Source organism: Nocardioides sp. NPDC127503 (assembly GCF_040302165.1).
Lineage (GTDB): Bacteria > Actinomycetota > Actinomycetes > Propionibacteriales > Nocardioidaceae > Nocardioides.
In genome coordinates this window covers 511,851-531,479 of record NZ_JBEORH010000004.1, presented here as the reverse complement: position 1 = coordinate 531,479, position 19,629 = coordinate 511,851, and the positions used below count along the sequence as shown (strand labels likewise).

At 70.0% G+C, this 19,629-nt stretch carries 17 protein-coding genes; 13 read left to right on the top strand and 4 right to left on the bottom strand.

All coding sequences use genetic code 11. The annotated features are described in order from the left end of the window. Position 1 precedes the first annotated feature (1 nt). On the top strand, positions 2 to 1,234 hold the full coding sequence (locus ABTW65_RS12480) for an RNA polymerase sigma factor (protein WP_350660413.1): 1,233 nt from the start codon (positions 2 to 4) through the stop codon (positions 1,232 to 1,234). An 18-nt stretch (positions 1,235 to 1,252) separates the two neighbouring features. On the opposite strand, the gene ABTW65_RS12475 is transcribed toward ABTW65_RS12480, so the two are convergent. Continuing rightward, positions 1,253 to 1,867 (bottom strand): TMEM165/GDT1 family protein, encoded by a 615-nt coding sequence (locus ABTW65_RS12475; protein WP_350660411.1) that lies wholly within the window; start codon positions 1,865 to 1,867, stop codon positions 1,253 to 1,255. Between the two features lie 245 nt (positions 1,868 to 2,112). Here ABTW65_RS12475 and ABTW65_RS12470 point away from each other — a divergent pair, with 245 nt between their 5' ends. From ABTW65_RS12470 to ABTW65_RS12435, 8 genes are all read left to right on the top strand, one after another. After that, on the top strand, positions 2,113 to 2,922 hold the full coding sequence (locus tag ABTW65_RS12470; protein ID WP_350660409.1) for an HAD family hydrolase: 810 nt from the start codon (positions 2,113 to 2,115) through the stop codon (positions 2,920 to 2,922). A 556-nt stretch (positions 2,923 to 3,478) separates the two neighbouring features. Further along, on the top strand, positions 3,479 to 4,246 hold the full coding sequence (locus ABTW65_RS12465; protein WP_350660407.1) for an urea amidolyase associated protein UAAP1: 768 nt from the start codon (positions 3,479 to 3,481) through the stop codon (positions 4,244 to 4,246). Then, the gene (locus tag ABTW65_RS12460) at positions 4,243 to 5,037 is read left to right on the top strand and encodes an urea amidolyase associated protein UAAP2 (protein ID WP_350660405.1); all 795 of its coding nucleotides are present in this window, start codon (positions 4,243 to 4,245) and stop codon (positions 5,035 to 5,037) included. The genes ABTW65_RS12465 and ABTW65_RS12460 overlap by 4 nt, the downstream gene beginning before the upstream one ends. After that, complete coding sequence (gene uca / locus ABTW65_RS12455) at positions 5,034 to 8,726, top strand: urea carboxylase (protein WP_350660404.1); 3,693 nt, start codon at positions 5,034 to 5,036, stop codon at positions 8,724 to 8,726. Before ABTW65_RS12460 ends, uca begins: the two co-directional genes overlap by 4 nt. Further along, on the top strand, positions 8,723 to 10,420 hold the full coding sequence (locus ABTW65_RS12450; protein WP_350660402.1) for an allophanate hydrolase: 1,698 nt from the start codon (positions 8,723 to 8,725) through the stop codon (positions 10,418 to 10,420). Before uca ends, ABTW65_RS12450 begins: the two co-directional genes overlap by 4 nt. A 310-nt stretch (positions 10,421 to 10,730) precedes the next feature. Next, complete coding sequence (locus ABTW65_RS12445) at positions 10,731 to 11,417, top strand: TetR/AcrR family transcriptional regulator (RefSeq protein WP_350660401.1); 687 nt, start codon at positions 10,731 to 10,733, stop codon at positions 11,415 to 11,417. A 152-nt stretch (positions 11,418 to 11,569) separates the two neighbouring features. After that, positions 11,570 to 12,862: a hypothetical protein gene (locus tag ABTW65_RS12440; protein WP_350660400.1), complete on the top strand. Its 1,293-nt coding sequence runs from the start codon at positions 11,570 to 11,572 to the stop codon at positions 12,860 to 12,862. Between the two features lie 82 nt (positions 12,863 to 12,944). Continuing rightward, positions 12,945 to 14,336 carry a cytochrome P450 gene (locus ABTW65_RS12435; RefSeq protein ID WP_350660399.1) on the top strand — a complete coding sequence of 464 codons (1,392 nt, stop codon included), beginning with the start codon at positions 12,945 to 12,947 and terminating at the stop codon, positions 14,334 to 14,336. Between the two features lie 24 nt (positions 14,337 to 14,360). On the opposite strand, the gene ABTW65_RS12430 is transcribed toward ABTW65_RS12435, so the two are convergent. Beyond that, positions 14,361 to 15,311 carry a helix-turn-helix transcriptional regulator gene (locus ABTW65_RS12430; protein WP_350660398.1) on the bottom strand — a complete coding sequence of 317 codons (951 nt, stop codon included), beginning with the start codon at positions 15,309 to 15,311 and terminating at the stop codon, positions 14,361 to 14,363. An 84-nt stretch (positions 15,312 to 15,395) separates the two neighbouring features. On the opposite strand from ABTW65_RS12430, the gene ABTW65_RS12425 reads away from it, so the two are divergent. The 3 genes from ABTW65_RS12425 to ABTW65_RS12415 are packed head-to-tail and all read left to right on the top strand — an operon-like array spanning position 15,396 to position 16,937. Beyond that, a complete protein-coding gene (locus ABTW65_RS12425; RefSeq protein WP_350660396.1) occupies positions 15,396 to 16,031 on the top strand; it encodes a histidine phosphatase family protein in 636 nt (211 codons plus the stop codon). Continuing rightward, entirely contained in the window at positions 16,028 to 16,357 is a 330-nt protein-coding gene (locus ABTW65_RS12420; RefSeq protein ID WP_165109609.1) for a YnfA family protein, read from the top strand. The genes ABTW65_RS12425 and ABTW65_RS12420 overlap by 4 nt, the downstream gene beginning before the upstream one ends. A 10-nt stretch (positions 16,358 to 16,367) precedes the next feature. Further along, positions 16,368 to 16,937 (top strand): NUDIX hydrolase, encoded by a 570-nt coding sequence (locus ABTW65_RS12415; protein ID WP_350660395.1) that lies wholly within the window; start codon positions 16,368 to 16,370, stop codon positions 16,935 to 16,937. Between the two features lie 267 nt (positions 16,938 to 17,204). Here the strand turns inward: ABTW65_RS12415 and ABTW65_RS12410 are convergent, their stop codons facing one another. Continuing rightward, positions 17,205 to 17,420: a hypothetical protein gene (locus ABTW65_RS12410; RefSeq protein ID WP_350660394.1), complete on the bottom strand. Its 216-nt coding sequence runs from the start codon at positions 17,418 to 17,420 to the stop codon at positions 17,205 to 17,207. 161 nt (positions 17,421 to 17,581) lie between these two features. On the opposite strand from ABTW65_RS12410, the gene chrA reads away from it, so the two are divergent. Further along, the gene (chrA, locus tag ABTW65_RS12405; RefSeq protein ID WP_350660393.1) at positions 17,582 to 18,715 is read left to right on the top strand and encodes a chromate efflux transporter; all 1,134 of its coding nucleotides are present in this window, start codon (positions 17,582 to 17,584) and stop codon (positions 18,713 to 18,715) included. A gap of 34 nt (positions 18,716 to 18,749) precedes the next feature. On the opposite strand, the gene ABTW65_RS12400 is transcribed toward chrA, so the two are convergent. Further along, a complete protein-coding gene (locus ABTW65_RS12400; protein WP_350660392.1) occupies positions 18,750 to 19,586 on the bottom strand; it encodes an alpha/beta fold hydrolase in 837 nt (278 codons plus the stop codon). Positions 19,587 to 19,629: the final 43 nt, after the last annotated feature.

Genomic DNA, 19,629 nt, shown 5'->3' with positions numbered 1-19,629 from the left:
CATGACGGTCACGGGAGTCGAGGACGTGTGGCGGCAGGAGTCCGCCCACGTCCTCGGCGCCCTGCTGCGGGTCCATCCGGACCTCCCCGACTGCGAGGACGCCGCGCAGGAGGCGTTGATCGCAGCCAGCCAGAAGTGGCCGTGCGACGGCCTGCCGGCCGACCCGCGGGCGTGGCTGATCCGGGTGGCTCATCGGCGCCTGATCGACCAGCTGCGCGCGGACTCGGCCCGGACCCGGCGCGAGGTCGCCGACGGGATCGCCCGTCGGCTCGACGACCCGGACCCGGCGGCCGTGGAGATCGGCTCGGCCTACGACGACTCGCTGCGGCTGATGATGATGTGCGCCCATCCCGCGCTGCGCCGCCCCTCGCAGGTGGCGATCACCCTGCGGTGCGTGGGCGGTCTGACGACGTCGGAGATCGCGGCTGCGTACCTGGTTCCGGAGGCGACGATGGGGCAGCGGCTCAGCCGGGCGCGGGCCACGCTGAAGGACGAGGAGTTCTGCTCGCCGGCCCCCGACGAGCTGCCCGAGCGGATCGCCTGCGTGCTCGACGTCTGCCACCTGATCTTCAACGAGGGCCACACCCGCACCAGCGGCCCGGAGCTGCAGGGCATCGAGCTCACCGATGAGGCGATCCGGCTGACCCGGATCGTGCGCGACGTGCTCCCCGAGCACGACGAGGCCACCGGCCTGCTCGCGCTCATGCTGCTGACCCAGGCCCGCTCGTGCGGTCGCGTCGACCACCTCGGCGACCTGATCCCGCTCAAGGACCAGGACCGCTCGCAGTGGGACCAGGAGCTGATCCGCGAAGGTGTGGCGCTGCTGGAGGACGTACTCCCCGAGGGGCCGGTGGGCCGATACCAGCTACAGGCGGCGATCGCCGCGGTCCATGCCGAGGCGGAGTCGTACGAGGCCACCGACTGGCTCCAGATCAATCTGCTCTACGGGATGCTCGCGCAGGTCGCGCCCTCCCCGGCGGTCACGCTCAACCGGGCCGTCGCCGTGGCGATGAGTCTCGGCCCCGAGCACGGGATCGAGATCGTACGCGACCTGCTGGAGCACCCGGCGATGCAGCGGCACCACCGCGCCCATGCCGTGCTTGCGCACCTGCTCGAGCAGTCCGGCGACGTCGCGACGGCTCGGGAGCACTACGTCCTGGCAGCCCGGCTGACCCAGAGCGTGCCGGAGCAGCGCTACCTGAACCGCCGGGTCGAGTCGCTCGACCAGCAGTGATGGCTCAGAGCTGACTGATCACATCTGTAGGGCACCATCGATGACGAGGATGATCCCGAAGATCGCGAACAGCGCGGCGGCGCCGTACTTGATCACGTTCTCGGGGAGCTTGCGGCCCAGGAGCGCGCCGACGCCGATGGCGAGCGCGTCGGCGGCGACCATCCCCACGGTGGAGCCGATCCAGGTGCCGAGCCAGCCCTCCTGAGTGGCCAGGGTGATCGTCGCGAGCATCGTCTTGTCGCCGAGCTCGGCCAGGAAGAACGCGATCCCGACGGCGATGATCGCCATGCCGCGGCTGTTGCGAGCCTTCTTGGCCTCGTCCTCGGTCAGCTCGTCGCCTCGTAGCGTCCATCCGGCGAAGAACAGGAAGGCGATGCCCGCGACGATGGTGATGTAGTGCTGGTGCTCGGCGAAGGCGTCTCCGATGAGCGCGCCGATGGCGACCGAGGCCAGATGGACGATCGCGGTGGCAGCGGTGATCCCGATGATCACGTCTCGCGCGCGGTAACGGGTGGCGAAGGTCATCGCCATGAGCTGGCTCTTGTCGCCGAGCTCGGCAACGAAGATGACCGCGGTCGAGAGCAGGAAGGCGTACACGGGGTTCCTCTCCGGCGCCGGCCGGAGGAATCCCATGAGGGGTTGATCGTCCTTCGACCAGCACCGTCATGTAGATACGGATGCTTGGTCGAAGGTCTCGTCCGCCACTTGGTGGCCGATCGCGCCGGGCCCTGGGGCCAGTGTGTCGACGCGACTGTTGAGGACTACTCCCCTTCGCGACTTCAGTCTAGGCGACGGGCCTGACGCTGTCCCAGCCGGGCGGTCGCGGCCGGTTCGGCGAATTCCGTCATCCGAGATTCGATCCTGGTTAGGCTGACTTCATGGACGAGGCCGAGGTGCGCGCGGTCCTCTTCGACCTGCACGACACGCTCGTCCCGAGCGGCCATCCCGCCGAGCACAACGCGGTGGCCAGGGGGATGGGCGCGGATCTCGGCGTCGACCCCGATGCATTCGCGGCCGCGGTCGCGGACACCTTCGACGAACGCGTACGCGGTCTGATGGCCGATGTGCACCACACCGTGCGCTACCTGGCCCGACGGGTCGGCGGGTCGCCGACCGAGTCCCAGGTGGAGAGCGCGATCACGCGGAGGCTGAACTTCTCGCTCTCCCTGCATGCCGCGACCTGGGCCCTGCCTGCGCTCAAGTCGCTGCGCAAACGAGGGTTCAAGCTCGGCGTCGTCGCCAACTGCGGGGCGGAGACGGTCGCTATCTGGCCGCAGAGCCCGCTCGCGGATCACGTGGACGCCGTCTCGTTCTCCTGCCAGACCGGCGTACGCAAGCCGGACTCGGGTGCCTACCTCGTCGCCGCTGCGGCCCTGGAGGTGCGGACCGGCGAGTGCGTCTACGTCGGTGACGGCGCCGAACACGAGCTCAGCGGGGCCGAGGCGGTCGGGATGAGGGCCGTACGGTTCCGGGCCAGGGCGCTCGAAGAGGCGGGCGAGGCGGTGTATCGAGCTTGTCGAGATGAGATCGCCTCGGACCTCGATCCCGAGTGGAACGGGCCGACGATCAGCGACCTCGGCGAGCTCGTCGGCATGATCGGGATCCCGGTGCCACGCGAAGGGTCCGAATCGCGGACGTTCGTCTCCGGCAATGTGGTGCCGTGGGGTTCGAAGAGATCATCCCGCTGATCTCCGACCGAGGCCGGTCATCGACCCACTGGCGTCTCGAGACGACTGCCCGGTGTGGGTCAGGGTCCCACTCCTGAGGGTCGATGTCAGCCGAATCAGGGATCCGCTGACCATTCGGTCCGCTCCTCGGCACGGTGCCGGACCGCCATCTGAACGGTGTCCGATATCACACCAAACCTGTTACCTGTCTTTTGACAGATTATTCGTCCGTCCGGCTGGCCATGCCTGAGGGCGGATCGCTCCATCAGGCGGCACCGCACGCGGGAAATCGGCAGCAAATGGTCCTTCCCCCCTAGCGAGTTCCGACCGAAAACGGTAAGAATCGATCGACCGACAGGGAAGAATTTCTCCGACTCCGACCCCACATTTCGGACTCAGGTTTCCAACAGTCTTGGTTTGCCCCCGACGCCCTTGACCTACATGCTTACCTGTCAGTCGACAGGTTAATCATGCTTCAAGGAGGACCCGGGTGGCGCTAGCTGCAGACCACAGCACAGACACGGTGCTGAACGCACGGGCAGATGCTCGCGCGCAAGGGGGGCAGGTCAGCGACTGGATGCCGTACCTACCGGCTTCGTCGAGCCCGTACTGTCCGGACGACGTCGACCCGGACACCCTGACGTGGGCCGAGACGGTCGCTCCGGGGAGCTACACCCACAAGGTCCTCGCCCGCGGCACACGGTTCCGGCTCGAGGACCCGACCGGTGAAGCCTGCGCCCACACCCTCGTCTACAACGCGCTCGAACCGACCGAGCGGCTCAACGTCGCCGACACCCAGAAGATCCCGTGGCAGGCCTACCTCGGGGCCGGCCACCCGCTGCTCTCCGGTGACGGCCGGGTGCTCGCCACGATCCTCGCCGACACCTCGGGCCGGCACGACGCGTTCTGCGGCACGAGCACCGCCGCCTGGAACGCGCTGCGTTACGGCACCGCGCTGCCCGAGGGGCCCGCACCCGCCGGCCGCGATCTCTTCGTGAAGGCGGCCGCCAAGCACGGGCTCGGACCTGCCGACGTACCTCCTTCGGTCTCGTTCTTCCAAGGAGTCCGGGTCGCCTCGGACGGGAGCTTCGACTGGATCGGCTCCTCAGGTGCCGGGACGTCGGTCGAGCTTGTGGCCGAGCTGCCCCTGCTCGTGCTGATCGCCAACGTCCCGCACCCGCGCGACCCCCGTCCGGAGTACGTCGTCGGGCCGCTGCGCGTGCACGCCTGGCGTACGCCGGAATCAACCCCCACCACCTCGGCGGACGAGCGTTTCGACGCCTCTCCCGAGGTTCGGCGGGCGTATCTGAACACACTCGACTATGCGGAGGCTCGGGGCCTGTGACTACCACGATCGACAACCCGGTGATGAGGCCTGTGACGACCATTCCCGTCCCTGTGACCACCTATCTGACGCCCGACGGGCAGCTGGTCTCCAGCGTCCCGGTCGGGGCGTCGTACGCCGACGACGACACTCACCTGGAGTGGGGTGACCCGCTGGTGCCGGGTGCCGTCGTGCTGGATGAGCAGGTGGCTCCGCGGGCCTCGTGGTCGGGTGTCGTACGTGCCGGGCAGGTGTTGACGATCGTCGATGTCGGCGGCAACCAGTCGGGTGACTGCCTGCTCTACAACGCGCACCACACCGACGAGCGCTACAGCGCTCCGGACACGCTCGCGTGGCAGGACAACGCCTACATCCGCACCGGGACCGTGCTGCGTAGCAACCTCGGTCGTGCCCTGATGACCGTCGTCGAGAACGAGATCGACCGCCAGGACACCATCGGCGGCGCCTGCTCGCGCGAGTCCAACACGCTGCGCTACGGCCACCACGTGATGTATCACCACGGCTGCCGGGAGAACTTCCTGACCGAGGGTGCCAAGCACGGGCTCGGCATGCGCGACATCGTCTCCAACATCAACTGGTTCATGAACGTGCCCGTCGAGGAGGACGGTGCCCTCGGCATCGTCGACGGCATGTCGGCACCCGGGAAGCGGGTCGCGCTGCGCGCGGAGATCGACACGCTCGTGCTGATTTCGAACTGCCCGCAGATGAACAACCCCTGCAACGACTTCAACCCGACGCCCCTGCGGATGATCGTGTCCGAGCCGGATGTCGATTACGAGGCCCACGCATGACCTCTGGCTCCGAAACCGGACTGTCCTACGACACCGTCCTGGTCGCCAACCGAGGGGAGATCGCCCGCCGGGTGATGCGCACCGCGCGCGAGCTCGGGATGCGTACGGTCGCGGTCTTCTCCGAGGCCGACCGAGCGGCACCACATGTGCGGGAGGCCGACGAGGCCGTCTGTCTGGGCTCCGCGCCCGCACGGGACTCCTACCTCCGTGGCGACCTGATCATCGCAGCAGCCCTGCGCACCGGCGCGGGGCTGCTCCATCCCGGCTACGGCTTCCTCTCCGAGAGCGCGGCCTTCGCCCGTGAGGTGGAGGCGGCGGGGCTTCGGTTCGTCGGCCCGACGCCCGATCAGATCAGCGCGTTCGGCGAGAAGCACTCGGCCCGCCGGCTCGCGGAGAACGCCGGGGTGCCGATGCTGGCCGGCACGGGGTTGCTCTCCGGGCCGGACGAGGCGGCCGAGGAGGCTGCCCGGATCGGGCTGCCGGTGATGGTCAAGGCGACCGGCGGCGGTGGCGGCATCGGGATGACCGCGTGCAGCTCGGAGGAGGACGTCCGGGTCGCGTTCGAGCGGGTCGCCCGGCTCGCCCAGACCAGCTTCGGCACCGCCGGGGTGTTCCTGGAGCACCTGGTGCGGCCCGCCCGCCATGTCGAGGTGCAGGTCTTCGGCGACGGTGAGGGTCAGGTCGCCGTGCTCGGCGACCGTGACTGCTCGCTGCAGCGCCGCAACCAGAAGGTGATCGAGGAGGCGCCCGCGCCGGCGCTGCCCGAGCACGTACGGACCGTCCTGCACGACTCCGCGAGACAGCTCGCCAAGTCGGTCTCCTACCGCTCGGCCGGGACCGTGGAGTTCGTCTACGACCCGGGCCGCGAGCTGATCTCTTTCCTGGAGATGAACACCCGCCTCCAGGTCGAGCACGCGGTCACCGAGCAGGTGATGGGCATCGACATCGTCGAGCTCATGCTGCGCCTCGCCCGCGACGGCGTCACCGCCCTGCCCGACGAGCTCTTCCGCAAGTGCCCCGCACCCAAGGCGTACGCCGTCGAGGCACGCGTCTACGCCGAGGACCCGGCCAAGGACTCGATGCCGTCGTCGGGCCTGGTCACGCGGGCGGTCCTCCCGACCGAAGCTCCTGGCGTCCGGGTGGACTCCTGGATCGAGACCGGGCTCGAGGTCTCGCCCCATTACGACCCGCTGCTCGCCAAGGTGATCGCCACCGGCGCGACCCGCGACGAGGCGCTGGACAGGCTGGGCGACGCGCTCTCCCAGACCCAGGTCGACGGGATCGTCACCAACGTCTCCGCGCTGCGCGCGATGACGACGTACGCCGAGCTCCGCTCGGCCACGCACTCGACCTCGACCTTGGCCGAACGTGCCAAGGATGGCCGCGGTGGGGACCCCGATCCGCGGATCGACGTGCTCGACCCGGGCGTGCTCACGACCATCCAGGACCTTCCCGGCCGGGTGGGCTACTGGCAGGTCGGCGTACCTCCGTCGGGTCCGTTCGACCCCGTCTCCTTCGCCGAGGCCAATCTGGCCGTCGGCAACCACAGGGGTGCCCCGGGCCTCGAGGTCACGGTGCCGCTCGCAACGGGCCGGACGACGGCCGGCGGGCCGACGCTGGTCTTCTCCGATCCCGCCGTCGTCTGTGTGACCGGGGCCCCCATGCCGGTCAGCGTCGACGGCGCCCCTGTCCCGCAGTGGGAGCCGATCGAGCTCCCCGCGGGGGCGACGCTGACGCTGGGTCGTACCGACGGACCGGGACTGCGGACCTACATCGCGGTCCGAGGTGGCCTGGACGTGCCCGACTATCTCGGCAGCGCCTCGACGTTCACGCTCGGCGGGTTCGGCGGGCACGCCGGACGTACTCTCCAGCGCGGTGACGTGCTCCGCCCCGGAACCGCGGTCGACCCGCAGGCACAGCCCGCGGCGACCCCCGAGTCGCGGCGGCCGGCGCTGACCAACAGCTGGGAGATCGGTGTCACCGAGGGCCCGCACGGCGCCCCGGAGTTCTTCAAGCGCTCGGACCTGGACCAGCTCTACTCGGCGAGCTACCGGGTGCACCACAACTCGGCTCGCACCGGCGTACGCCTGATCGGGCCGAAGCCGACCTGGGCACGTGCCGACGGCGGCGAGGCCGGGCTGCATCCCTCGAACATCCACGACACCCCCTACACGGTGGGGTCGCTCGACTTCACCGGCGACACCCCGATCATCCTCGGCCCGGACGGGCCGTCGCTCGGCGGCTTCGTCTGCCCGGCGGTGGTCGCCAGCGGCGAGCTGTGGAAGATCGGGCAGCTGCGGCCCGGTGACACGGTGCGGTTCGTGCCGGTGCGGGAGGGCAAGGCCGCCGGCCTGGTCAACCACCGCGCGTCCCTGACGGTGGTCGGCGGCGCGGGTGGCGACGGCGACGACGGTGTCCTGGGCAGGCTGCCCGAGACGTCGGCGCGGCCGGAGGTCACCTACCGGCGCAGCGGGGACAACTCCCTGCTGGTCGAGTACGGGCCGATGACGCTCGACCTGGGTCTTCGGATGCGGGTGCACGCGCTGCAGTCGGCCCTGGCCGAGCACGCTCCCGCCGGCATCATCGACGTCACTCCGGGGATCCGGTCGCTGCAGGTGCACACCGACTCCTCGCTCCTGCGGGCTGGCCAGGTCGCGGGGCTGCTGCGCGAGCTGGAGGAGGACCTCCCGGCCACCTCCGAGCTGACCGTGCCCTCGCGGCGGGTGCGGCTGCCGCTCTCCTGGGACGACCCGGCGACCCGCGAGGCGATCGAGCGCTACACCGCCGGCGTACGCGACGACGCCCCGTGGGCGCCGTGGAACATCGAGTTCATCCGCCGGATCAACGGGCTCGCCTCGGTCGCGGAGGTCCATCGGACCGTCTTCGACGCGACGTACCTGGTGCTCGGACTGGGCGACGTCTATCTGGGCGCGCCGGTCGCGACGCCGCTGGACCCGCGGCACCGGCTGGTGACGACGAAGTACAACCCGGCACGCACCTGGACGGCGGAGAACTCCGTCGGCATCGGCGGCGCGTACATGTGCATCTACGGGATGGAGGGGCCGGGCGGATATCAGCTCGTCGGACGGACGACGCAGGTCTTCAACCGCTTCCGGAGGTCGACCAGCCCGGGTGGGCTCTTCCACGACGACCCGTGGGCGCTGCGGTTCTTCGACCGGCTCGAGTGGTACCCGGTCTCCGCAGAGGAGCTCCTGGAACTGCGGGCGGAGGTCGACGCGGGGCGTGGCGAGTTCGAGACCGAGGAGGGCACCTTCTCGATCAAGGAGTACGACCGCTTCCTGACCGCCAACGCTGACTCGATCGCAGGTTTCCGTGACCAGCAGTCCGCCGCGTTCGAGGAGGAGCGCGAGCGCTGGATGGCCGCGGGGGAGTTCGACATCTGCGACCGCATCGACGCGCGGGGCGAACCGTCGGAGATCGAGGTGCCGGAGGGGTGCGTGCAGGTGACCGCGCCGTTCACCTCGACCGTCTGGAAGGTCGTCGCGAGCAGCGGCGCGCGGTTGGCCCAGGACGCTCCTCTGATGGTCGTCGAGGCGATGAAGATGGAGGCGAGCGTCCCGGTTCCGGTCGCCGGCGAGGTGGTCGAGGTCTACGTGAAGCCGGGCGAGCAGATCGTCCCGGGACAGGTCATCGCCGCGGTTCGTCCCCTCGACGGGCTCGGCTCTTGATCCACTCACTTCCAGGCGGTGCGGTCGCGCGCGCCACCGAGGCCCTCGACCGCATCGAGGCGTCGGATCGCCCGGAGATCTGGATCTCGCTGCGTACGCGTGCCGACCTGCTCGAGGAGGCGGCCGCGATCGACGCGAAGGTGGCCGGCGGTGAGGTCCTGCCGCTGGCCGGGCGCCTGCTGGCGGTCAAGGACAACATCGACGTCCGCGGCCTGCCGACGACCGCCGGAGCGCCCTCGTTCGCCTACCCGCCTACTGCTGACGCCACCGCCGTCGCCCGGCTGCGGGCGGCCGGAGCGCTGGTCGTGGGGAAGACCAACCTGGACCAGTTCGCGACCGGGCTGGTCGGCACCCGCAGCCCGTACGGAGCGGTCCGCAACGCCTGGGACCCGAGCAGGATCTCGGGCGGATCCTCCTCGGGCTCGGCCGTCGCGGTCGCCCTCGGCCTGGTCGACCTCGCGCTGGGGACCGACACCGCGGGCTCCGGTCGCGTACCGGCGGCGCTCAACGGCATCGTCGGGGTGAAGCCGTCGCGCGGGCTGGTGCCGGTCACCGGTGTCGTGCCTGCCTGCTACACGCTCGACTGCGTCACCGTCTTCGCCCGGGATCTCGGGTCTGCTCGGGCCGCCGCCGAGCTGATGGCCGGTCCCGACCCGTCGGACCCGTTGTCGCGTACGTTGCCGGCGGACGCCGGGCTGCCGCCCGCGCCGAGGGTGGCGGTGCCGACCGGCGAGCATCTCGACGGGCTCGCTCCGGGGTGGGCCGCCGCCTTCCGGGCCGTGGCCGCGCGGCTGGCCGCCGCCGGGATCGAGATCGTCGAGACCGACATCTCGCCGTTGCTCGAGGCCTCCAGGCTGCTCTACGACGGCGCCTTCGTCGCCGAGAGGTACGCCGCGGTGGGCTCCCACCTCGAAGCCAACCGAGACCTCATCGGGACCGACCTGGACCCGACCGTCGCCGCGATCGTGCTCGCCGGGGCATCGGCCAGCGCGGCCGACTGGGCGCGCGACGTGGCCCACCTGGCGCGCCTGGGAGCGGCGGGGAAGGAGGCCCTCGCGGGCTGCTCGGCGTTGCTGACGCCGACGACGACGTGGCATCCGACTCTGGCCGAGGTGGCCGCGGATCCGGTCGGCGCGAATGCCCGCCTGGGCCGCTACACGAACTTCGCGAACCTGCTCGACATGGCGTCGCTCGCGGTCCCGGCCGGCCAGGTCGGCGGGCTGCCCTTCGGCGTGATGCTGACCGGGGCGGCCGGAAGCGACCGCACCGTGGCCGAGCTCGGCCACACCCTGCTCAGTCCCTGTGTCGATCTGTTCGTGGTCGGCGCGCATCTGTCGGGTCAGCCGCTCAACCACCAGTTGGTCGAGGCAGGAGCGACGCTGCTGCGCCCGGTGTCGACCTCGGCCGACTACCGGCTGTTCGCGCTGGAGACGGTGCCGCCCAAGCCCGGACTCGTCCGGGTGAGTGGACCCGAAACCGGCGTGCGGATCGAGGGCGAGCTCTGGCGCGTCCCGGCCGCGGGCTTCGGGACGTTCGTGGGTGGCGTACCTGCTCCGATGGTCATCGGAAAGGTGACGTTGGAGGACGGCTCCTCGGTTTCGGGATTTCTCGTCGAGCCTTTTGCCGTCGAAAAGGCTGCTGATATCTCGGGGCATGGTGGTTGGCGCCGTTACCGGTCTGAGCAGGGCCTTTAACGTTCCGCGTGGATATCGGTTACGGGACCGGGGTCATTCCTCCAGGTGGCACACGACTCTGTTCAGGGGCCTGATCCCGCGTCACACTGGGCAGAATCCGCCAGCATTATCGCCCCGGGAGGATGCTGTGCCGCGCTTATCGGTTCTTTCTGCCATACACTTTGTTGACAGGGAATTCAACCCTCCTGTGGGACTTTCGACTCTGTTCTTTAGGGGAACAAGACTCTTTCGAATCTTCCCCGAAAGTCGGGAGGCCGCTTAGATGGCGTACATGACAACTAGGCGTTCTCGGCCCGGCCGCCCCAGGCATGTGCCCGATTCGGGTACCGCCTCACCCCGTGAACAGATCCTCGATGCCGCTGCGCGACTCTTCGTCTCCCAGGGCTTCGCGGCGACGTCCACGCGCGAGATCGCCGACCAGGTCGGCATCCGTCAGGCCTCTCTCTACTACCACTTCGCCGGCAAGGACGAGATCCTCGTCGAGCTGCTCCGTAAGTCGGTTCGTCCGACCACGGACAAGGTCGACAAGATCCTCAACCAGGTGCCGCCGCTCGATTATGAGACCGCCCTTTATCTGCTGGTTCTCGTCGACGTACGCACGCTTGCCGATGTGCCGCATAACGTCGGCATGCTCTACATGCTGCCGGACGTGACCAACGGCGAGGTCTACAACGAGTTCCGTCAGGAACACGAGCAGCTGGCCGCCGCCTACGCCGATCTCGCCAGCAAGGTGGCCTCGGAGAAGGTGCTCGAGGGTGTCAGCCTGAAGCAGCTGGGCAACATGCTCATCCAGCAGGTCGAAGGCGTCATCAACATGCGAACCGAGATGATCACCGAGGACACGGTCCGGCGGATCACGTGCCCGGAGGCTTGGGCGATCGCTTCCTCGTGCCTGCGGATCTGCGGTGTCAGCCAGGACAAGATCCAAGCTGCCAACGCGGTCGCCGTGGACATGCTCGACGACTTCCTCGAGGACAGGGTTCGCGAGCTCGCCTGACAAGGCAGGCTGACAAGTCGGTAACTGGTGGGTAGGGCTTGCGCGTGTGAGTTGCCCTGTTGAGGCTTGAACGACACACTTTCCGAGCCCGTTGCCCGCTTCCCCACCGCGAGGACCCCACACGTGTGCATTGACCCTTCCGGAGGCCGCTGATGGCCCGGAAGCAGACAGCCATCCTCTCCGTCACCCGCGGGGTCACGACGCTCAACGGCCTGGTGGTGGATCGTCCGTGGGGGGAGGACCCGCACCAGGCAGGTATCCGTGCCGTGCGCGAACAGCTCGCCGGCCCGAGCCGCAAGCCCGTCCAGGTCGTCGCCACCGACGACGAGGCCCGCGTCCGGATGGTCGTCCATCCCGACGGGCAGGTCACCGACGTCGAGACCCTCGAGGTCTTCGGGAGCTACGGCTCGCCCGATGACGTACCCGGCGCGGCCTGGATTCCCGCCGGCGCTGGGCCCATGATCATCCAGGGCATCGTCGAGCCGGACCCCGAACCCGAGCCTGAGCCCGAGCCGTACGTCCCGCCGGTCCTGGCCGTTCCGGCGCCTGTTGCCGAGCCGCCTGAGCCTGCGCCGGAACCCGAGCCTGAGCCTGAGTTCGAGCCGGAGCCCGAGCCTGCGCCGCCGCCGTCACCGCCTCCAGTGCCGCCTCCGGCACCCGAGCCGGAACCCGCGCCTGAGCCTGAGCCTGCGCCGCCGCCGCCGCCAGTGCCAGCGTCTGCGCCGGTGCCTGAGCCAGAAGCCGAACCTGAGTCAGAGGCTGAACCAGCGGCCGGACCAACGGCCGGACCAACGGCCGGACCGCCCGCCAGGCGGGCCGTCGCCGGCCCGTTGGTGCCGCTGCACCACCTGGAATCGACTCCCTACCGGCGGTCACGGATGACCCGTCGCGGCCGGGTGGTGCTGGTCGTCATCGCCATCCTCCTGCTGATCCTGATCTACGAGGTCGTACGCGGTGTCGTGACCGGATCTGACCCGGACTCCTCCGACCAGAAGGAGCCACAGAGCCAGCAGTCGGAGCCGAGCGCGGGGGCCAGCGACGAGGTCACCGAGACGCCCTCGCCGAGCGCTTCGGCGTCGTCGGTCCGCGTCGACCCGACGCCCACCCCAACCCCAACACCCACTCCGACGCCCAAGCCGACCAAGAAGCCGGCGCCCGAGCCGACCAGGACGCTGTCGGTGGAGGCGATCGCGATGACCGAGGCCATCGGGCTGCGGATCGACGCCAGCCGGCTGCCGGTGACGGCCACGATCGCGATGGATCCGTGGGGTGCGCCGGAGCGGTTCACGCGTACGGTCACGATCACCGAGCCCAACCAGCTCGTCGTGGTCAAGCCGGTCGCCTCCGGGCATGCGGAGTGGAGCGTCCGGGTCGAGGGCGCCTCGAAGGTCACCGGCTACACGCACTCGTGGCCCAAGGGCGATCGCGAGTTCGTCAAGCGCTGAATTGCTACCACGGTCGGATGTGGCAGCCTCCGGTGCGGCGTACGCTGCATGAGAACGTGTTCCTGCGCCTCGGAGGTCTCGCATGCCGCTCAAGATCACGCCGCCCGTCGGCACCCGCACGATTGCCGGCCGGACGCTGGGCTGGACGCTGGGCACGGTGGAGCGCACCGCCAAGCAGGGCGTCCGTTGGGCGCTCGGGCACGGGCTGCCGCGTACGGCCATCGTCCGGTCCGCCCGGAAGGGTGACCTCCAGGGCGACCTGATCCTGAGCGGGCCCGGGTCGCACACCTTCGACCTGGTCGACCTGTTCGAGGAGTTCCGTGCGCGTGGGCCGCTCTACCAGGGCGGGTTCAGTCACCTCGCGGTCGACCACGAGGTCATCAAAGAGGTGCTGACCAGCAACGACTTCATCACCGGGTTCTTCGCGCCCGACGAGTCGGGCACCGGTCTGCTGGCGAGGGCGGCGAACTGGTCGGCCAGCGACGTCTTCGCCCCGCTCCAGCCGCCGTCGCTGCTGGCGACCGAGCCGCCGGAGCACGCCCGCTACCGCAAGCTGGTCACCCGTGTCTTCACGGTGCGCGCGGTCGAGAAGCTGCGCGCTCGCACCGAGGAGATCGCCCGAGAGCTGCTCGACGACCTGGAGAAGGAGGCCGCGTCAGGGGCCGACGTCGACCTGGTCACCCGCTACTGCGGGCTGCTGCCGATCACGGTGATCTCCGAGGTGCTCGGCGTCCCCGTCGAGCTGCGCGAGCGCATGCTCGAGCTCGGCAAGGGCGCGGCCCTGAGTCTCGACATCGGGCTGGGCTGGCGCACGTTCCGCGACATGGAGGCCTCCCTGGAGGAGTTCGACACCTGGCTCCGCGGCCACCTCGAGTATCTCGCCGAGCACCCCGGTGACGACCTGCTCAGCCAGCTCGTCGCTCTCCGCGACGATGGTGACCGGCTCAGCGAGCGAGAGCTGCGGGCCATCGCCGGGCTTGTCTTCGCAGCCGGCTTCGAGACCACCGTGAACCTGATCGGCAACGGCATCGCGCTGCTCCACGACAACCCCGCTCAGCTCGAGGTGCTCAAGGCGCAGCCCGACCTGTGGTCGAACGCCTCCGACGAGATCCTGCGGCTCGACCCGCCGGTGCTGCTCACCGGCCGGGTCGCCCGGCGCAACTCCACCATCGCCGGCCAGGCGATCCCGCGCGGCACGATCATCAACACCGTGCTGGCCGCCGCTAACCGCGACCCTGCCGTCTTCACCGACCCGCACACCTTCGACGTCACCCGAGAGAACGCCCGCGACCATCTGTCCTTCTCCAGCGGCCGCCACTTCTGCCTCGGCGCCGCCCTGGCCCGGATGGAGGGCGAGATCGGTCTCCGGCTCCTCTTCGAGCGCTTCCCCGGCCTCGAGCTCGTCGGCGACCGCGAACGCCACCCCACCCGCATCCTCCGCGGCTACTCGCACCTCCCCGCGCGCCTCAGCTGACTCGCGGCTCGACGAGCGGGCGGGTCAGCGCTCGGCGGCGTCGAGGAGTCGCCGGCCGAGGATGGCTACGCAGCGGCGTACCTCGTCGCCCTCGACAACCCGGAAGGGAACGGCGCGGCGGGCGAGCTCCTGGGCGTACCACTCCGGGCTGTTGGTGCTCCCGACGAGACGGCAGTGGCCGTCGTCGATGGGCTCGAGGCGGCCCAGGACGCGCGGAAGATAGCGGTCGATCTGCGCGAACGGGGCGTCGAAGACGACCTCGACCGCATAGGCCCAGCCCTCGCCGAGGTGTTCCTCGACCTCGGTGACGGGGTCGATCTCGGGACGTACGAAGCTGGTTTCCTCGATGTCGACGGCGCCTATCCGGTCGGCGCGAAGCACCCGGCGCGCGTCGGCGGTGTGCGACCAGCAGAGCAGATACCAGCGGGCGTGGCGTACGACGACCGCCCAGGGGTCGACGACCATCTTCCGCTCGTTGCCGTTCTCGGTCGTGTAGGCGATCGTGGTGCGCCGCCGGGAGTCGCAGGCCTGGACCAAGCTGGTGGTGATGTCCGGGTCGGGCGAGACGGCGCTCTGGTCGGGGACGGCCGAGATCGTACGCCGCACCGCGGCCACCGTCTGCGACAGCGACTCGGGCAGCACCCGGCCGATCTTGCCGACCGCGCTCCCGACCGGACCGGTGGCGTCGGCAATGTCGTGGTGGCCGTCGAGCAGGGCCATCACCAGGCCGAGCGCCTCCGCGGTGGTGAAGATCAGCGGCGTACGCATCCCGCGGCCGAGCCGGTAGCCACCGTAGGGACCGCGCTCGGACTCGACCGGGATCCCCGCCTCCCGCAGGATCGCGACATAGCGCCGGGCAGCGCGCTCGGTGACCCGCAGCCTCTCGCCCAGGCGCTCGGCGGTGATGCCGGGGGAGGACTGCAGCAGCTCGAGGGTGAGCAGTGCCCGAGCGGTCGGGCTCTCGTCATGTCCCATCGTGGCGGCTCCCGGAAGTTGTTCGTCCGGATTCACATTAGTCCGTGACTTCAGGCGCGGTGGGTCCCGTACCCTTACCGGCATATGAGACTTCTGCTGATCAGACACGGCCAGACCCCGAGCAACGTCTCGGGGGCGCTTGATACTGCCTTCCCGGGAGCGGGGTTGACCGAGCTCGGACTCTCTCAGGCCGCGGCGGTGCCGGATGCGCTGGCGGGGGAGCGGATCGCGGGTCTGTACGCCTCCCGGCTGCTGCGTACGCAGCTGACCGCCGAGCCGCTCGCCAACCGGCTCGGGATGCCGGTCGTCGTGCAGGAGGGGTTCGAGGAGATCAGCGCCGGCCACCTGGAGATGGCCACCGACAAGGAGTCCGTGACGGCCTATCTCGAGGCGCTCGCAGACTGGATCCGCGGCACGCTCGAGACCCCGGTCCCGGGCGGCGAGGCGGGCCATGAGTTCCTGGCGCGCTACGACGCCGCGGTGCAGGCGGTGGTCAAGCAGCACGAGCCCGATGACACCGTCGCGATCGTCTCCCACGGTGCGGCGATCCGGATGTGGACCGGGCTGCGCACCACGCAGTCGCCCGCCTTCGGCGACGACAACCGGATCCGCAACACCGGCCTCGCGGTCGTCGAGGGCAGCCTGGAGGAGGGCTGGACGACGATCTCCTGGAACAACGACCCTCTGGGCGGTGCGCACCTGATCGGCGACGGCTTTTGATCCTCCGCTCGCTCCTGCTCTTCGCGCTGGCCGCGGTCGCCGAGATCGGTGGCGCCTGGTTGGTCTGGCAGGGGCTGCGGGAGCATCGCGGCTGGCTCTGGGTGGGTGCCGGATTCATCGCGCTCGGCCTCTACGGCGTGGTTGCCACGCTGCAGCCCGATGCCCACTTCGGGCGGATCCTGGCTGCGTACGGCGGTGTCTTCGTCGTCGGCTCGATCGCCTGGGGGATGGCGATGGACGGCTACCGGCCCGACCGCTGGGACATCGCCGGCGCGGCACTGTGCCTGGCCGGGATGGGCGTGATCATGTACGCGCCGCGTGGGTGAGGATGGCGCCATGGCATCCGAGGAAGACTCACCCCGCACCTTCGTCCCGGTCCCGCCGGCGGAGCGGCCACGCCGCACCCGTAGCACCGCTCGTGTGCTCCTGATCGACGACCGCGACCGGATCCTGCTCTTCGCCGACTCCGACCCCGGCATCCCCGGAGCGCGCTGGTGGATCACTCCCGGCGGCGGCATCGATCCGGGCGAGAGCGAGCGCGTCGCCGCGGTGCGTGAGGTCGAGGAGGAGACCGGCCTCCGGATCACCGAGGCCGAGCTGGTCGGCCCGACGATGCGGCGGACCGTGGTGCACGGCTACAGCGACGTCGTCATCGACCAGGAGGACTTCTTCTACGCGTGCTGGGTGCCGGCCTTCGAGGTCTCGACCGCCGGCCACACGGAGGAGGAGCTGCTCACCATGGCCGAGCACCGCTGGTGGACGCGCGCGGAGCTCGCGGTGACCGATGAGGAGATCTGGCCGGCGGTGCTCCTCGACCTCTGGAAGGACGCCGACGTACGCCGCGACGTGCCCGCCTCCGATCCTGCCGACGGCGGATGGGTGGAGGAGTCGACGGTCCCGGCCTGACGCCCTGGCTCTAGAAGCGCCGCAGCCGACCATCCCCCTCGGATGGTCGGCTGCGGTCTTGCGAGATCTGGTCGCTATCCCTCGATACGACGAGATCCCTCGCACGTGCCGTCTGCCCGAGCGTGAATCCCCCGATCCGCTCGTGCGACGACACTCAGTCCGTGGTGCGGCCCCCCGACCGCGCCCTGGCCCTCCCCCTCAGTAGGCCCAGGGCGTCCACCCACAGCATCAGGCTGTGTACGACGGACCGAAGATGTAGGCGCATGATCAGCGGAATGCGCCGAGCGCGACGATGCCGGTGGCTGCCACGGCGGCGACGCCGAACATCGTGGTGCCGACGGCCGGCGGCATCCCGCCGCGGTGCTTGTGCTCGGACGGGTCGGGCTTGCGGAGGCTGCGGACGGCGTCGACGACGTTGTTGCGGAGCGACTCGACGGCGGTCAGGTCACTGCGGTGACGTGCGGTGATCGTGGTGGTAGCCATGGTGTTCCTCTTCTCGGACGGCGCTGGCCGTCCGTTGTCCGGCGGCCTTCACGTGAGAGAAACGGGGTCGTGGCAGGGTCATGACGCGGGTTTTCGCCACTTTGGAGTTACGAAAGATCCACGTCTGAGAAACATTGCGCTCAGCCCGTACGCTGCGCGTCATGACCACGCTGGTGGAGATCGCTCGGGAGTGGGGGCGGATCGGCGTCATCGGGTTCGGCGGTCCGCCCGCCCACATCCGCCTGCTGCGCGAGACCGTCGTCGAGCGTCGCGGCTGGGTGGAGCCGGAGGAGTTCGAGGACGCGATCGCGACCTGCAACCTGCTTCCCGGGCCATCCTCGACACAGCTGGCGATCTTCACCGCCTGGCGGGTCCGTGGAGCGCTCGGCGCGCTGGTCGGCGGGCTCGCTTTCATCCTGCCGGGGCTGGTGCTGATCCTCGCCCTTGCCGCGCTGTTCCTGGGCGACCCGCCCGCGTGGGTGCTGGGCGCTGGTGCCGGGGCCGGTGCGGCGGTCGCCGCGGTCGCGGTCGCGGCCGGCTGGGCGCTGGTGCCGTCCTCCTACGAGCGGACGCCGTCGCGTCCGCGATGGATCCTCTACGCCCTCGTCGGCACCGTCGCCGCCGCGACCACCGGGGCCTGGGTGGTCCTCGTGCTCGTCGGCGCCGGGCTCGTCGAGGTGGCGCTGCGGAGGCCGTGGCGTACGAACTCCTTCCAGTCCGTCCTCACCCTGCCTTTCCTGGCTCAAGGAGCGATCACCGCCGCGGTGGCAGCGCCGCTGGCGTGGACGGCGTTCAAGGTCGGCGCGCTGTCGTACGGCGGCGGGTTCGTGATCATCCCGCTGATGCAGTCCGATGCGGTCGACCGCTACGGCTGGATGAGCGACGCCGAGTTCCTCAACGCGGTCGCGCTCGGGCAGATCACCCCGGGCCCGGTCGTCCACACCGTCGCGGTCGTCGGCTTCGCGGCCGCCGGACTCCTCGGGGCACTGGGCGCCGCCGTGATCGCGTTCGGGCCGTCATTCGTGATGATCATCGCCGGCGGACGGCACTTCGAGGCGCTGCGCTCCTCGCCGCTCGCCCGCGCCTTCCTCGACGGCGCCGGCCCGGCCGCGATCGGTGCCATCCTCGGCTCCGCGGTCCCGCTGGCGCTGGCCACGAGCGAATGGTGGCAGTGGGTGGTGCTGGCTGCCGCCGGCGTACTCCTGCTGCTGCTCAAGCGTGGGGTGGTCCTCACACTGCTGCTCGCGGCAGGGGTCGGCGTCGTCGTCGCTCTTGCCGGTGGGCCGCTGCCGTGAACCGGTTGTCCGGGGGAAGCAGCCCGCACACAGGTCACCCGTCCTGGCGCTCGCTGCGGTGCTCGGCCCACCAGTCAAGGACGTGGGTGACGTACGCCGCCGGGTTCTGCTCCCACACGAAGTGGCCCGCGTCGACGATGTCCAGCTTGGCATTCGGCAGCCGGTCGGCGAGGAACTCGGCGTTGGACGGCGGGATCGAGGTGTCGTCACGACCGGCGATCAGCCGGACCGGGGTGTGGACGTCGGGCAGCCGGTCGCGCAGCGTGACCAGCTCGGTCGGGTAGGACCGTACGTAGGCCATCGACTCCGCGAACCGGGTGCCGTCGTACGAGGCGAGGTAGTCCTCGCGCACGTGCTCCGGCAGCGGCGAGGCGGGGAAGATGTTCTCGAGGACGAACTCGATGATCGACCTCCCGTCCTGGTAGGGCGTCAGGTCGGTCGCGGCGACCCACGTCGTGAGGGGCTCGCCCAGCTCGAGCGGGACCGACGACCCGCCACTGCCGATGAGGATGCTCTGGAACCGCTCGGGGGCAGCGGCCGCCGCGAACAGCGCCGCGCTGGTGCCGATGTCTGGGCCGACGACGTGCACGCGGTCGAGGCCCAGCGTGTCGAGCACCCTGACGAGGAAGTCACCCATGGCGCTCGGCGTGAACAGGTCCGGACGCGACTCGGACCCGCCGAAGCCGGGAAGGTCGACGGCGACGAGGTGGTGCTCGCGCGCCAGCCGCGACCAGATCGGCTCGAAGGCGTACATGCTCTCGGGCCAGGGGCTGAGCAGCAGACCGTGCTCGCCGTTCGGTTCGCTCTCCGCGTAGCGGATCCGGACACCGTCGACGGTGAGGTGGCGCGGGTTGATGGGTGAGGTGGACATGGTGGTCTCCTGAAGGGTGGAAGGTGAGGGGTTGGTTCTCCTT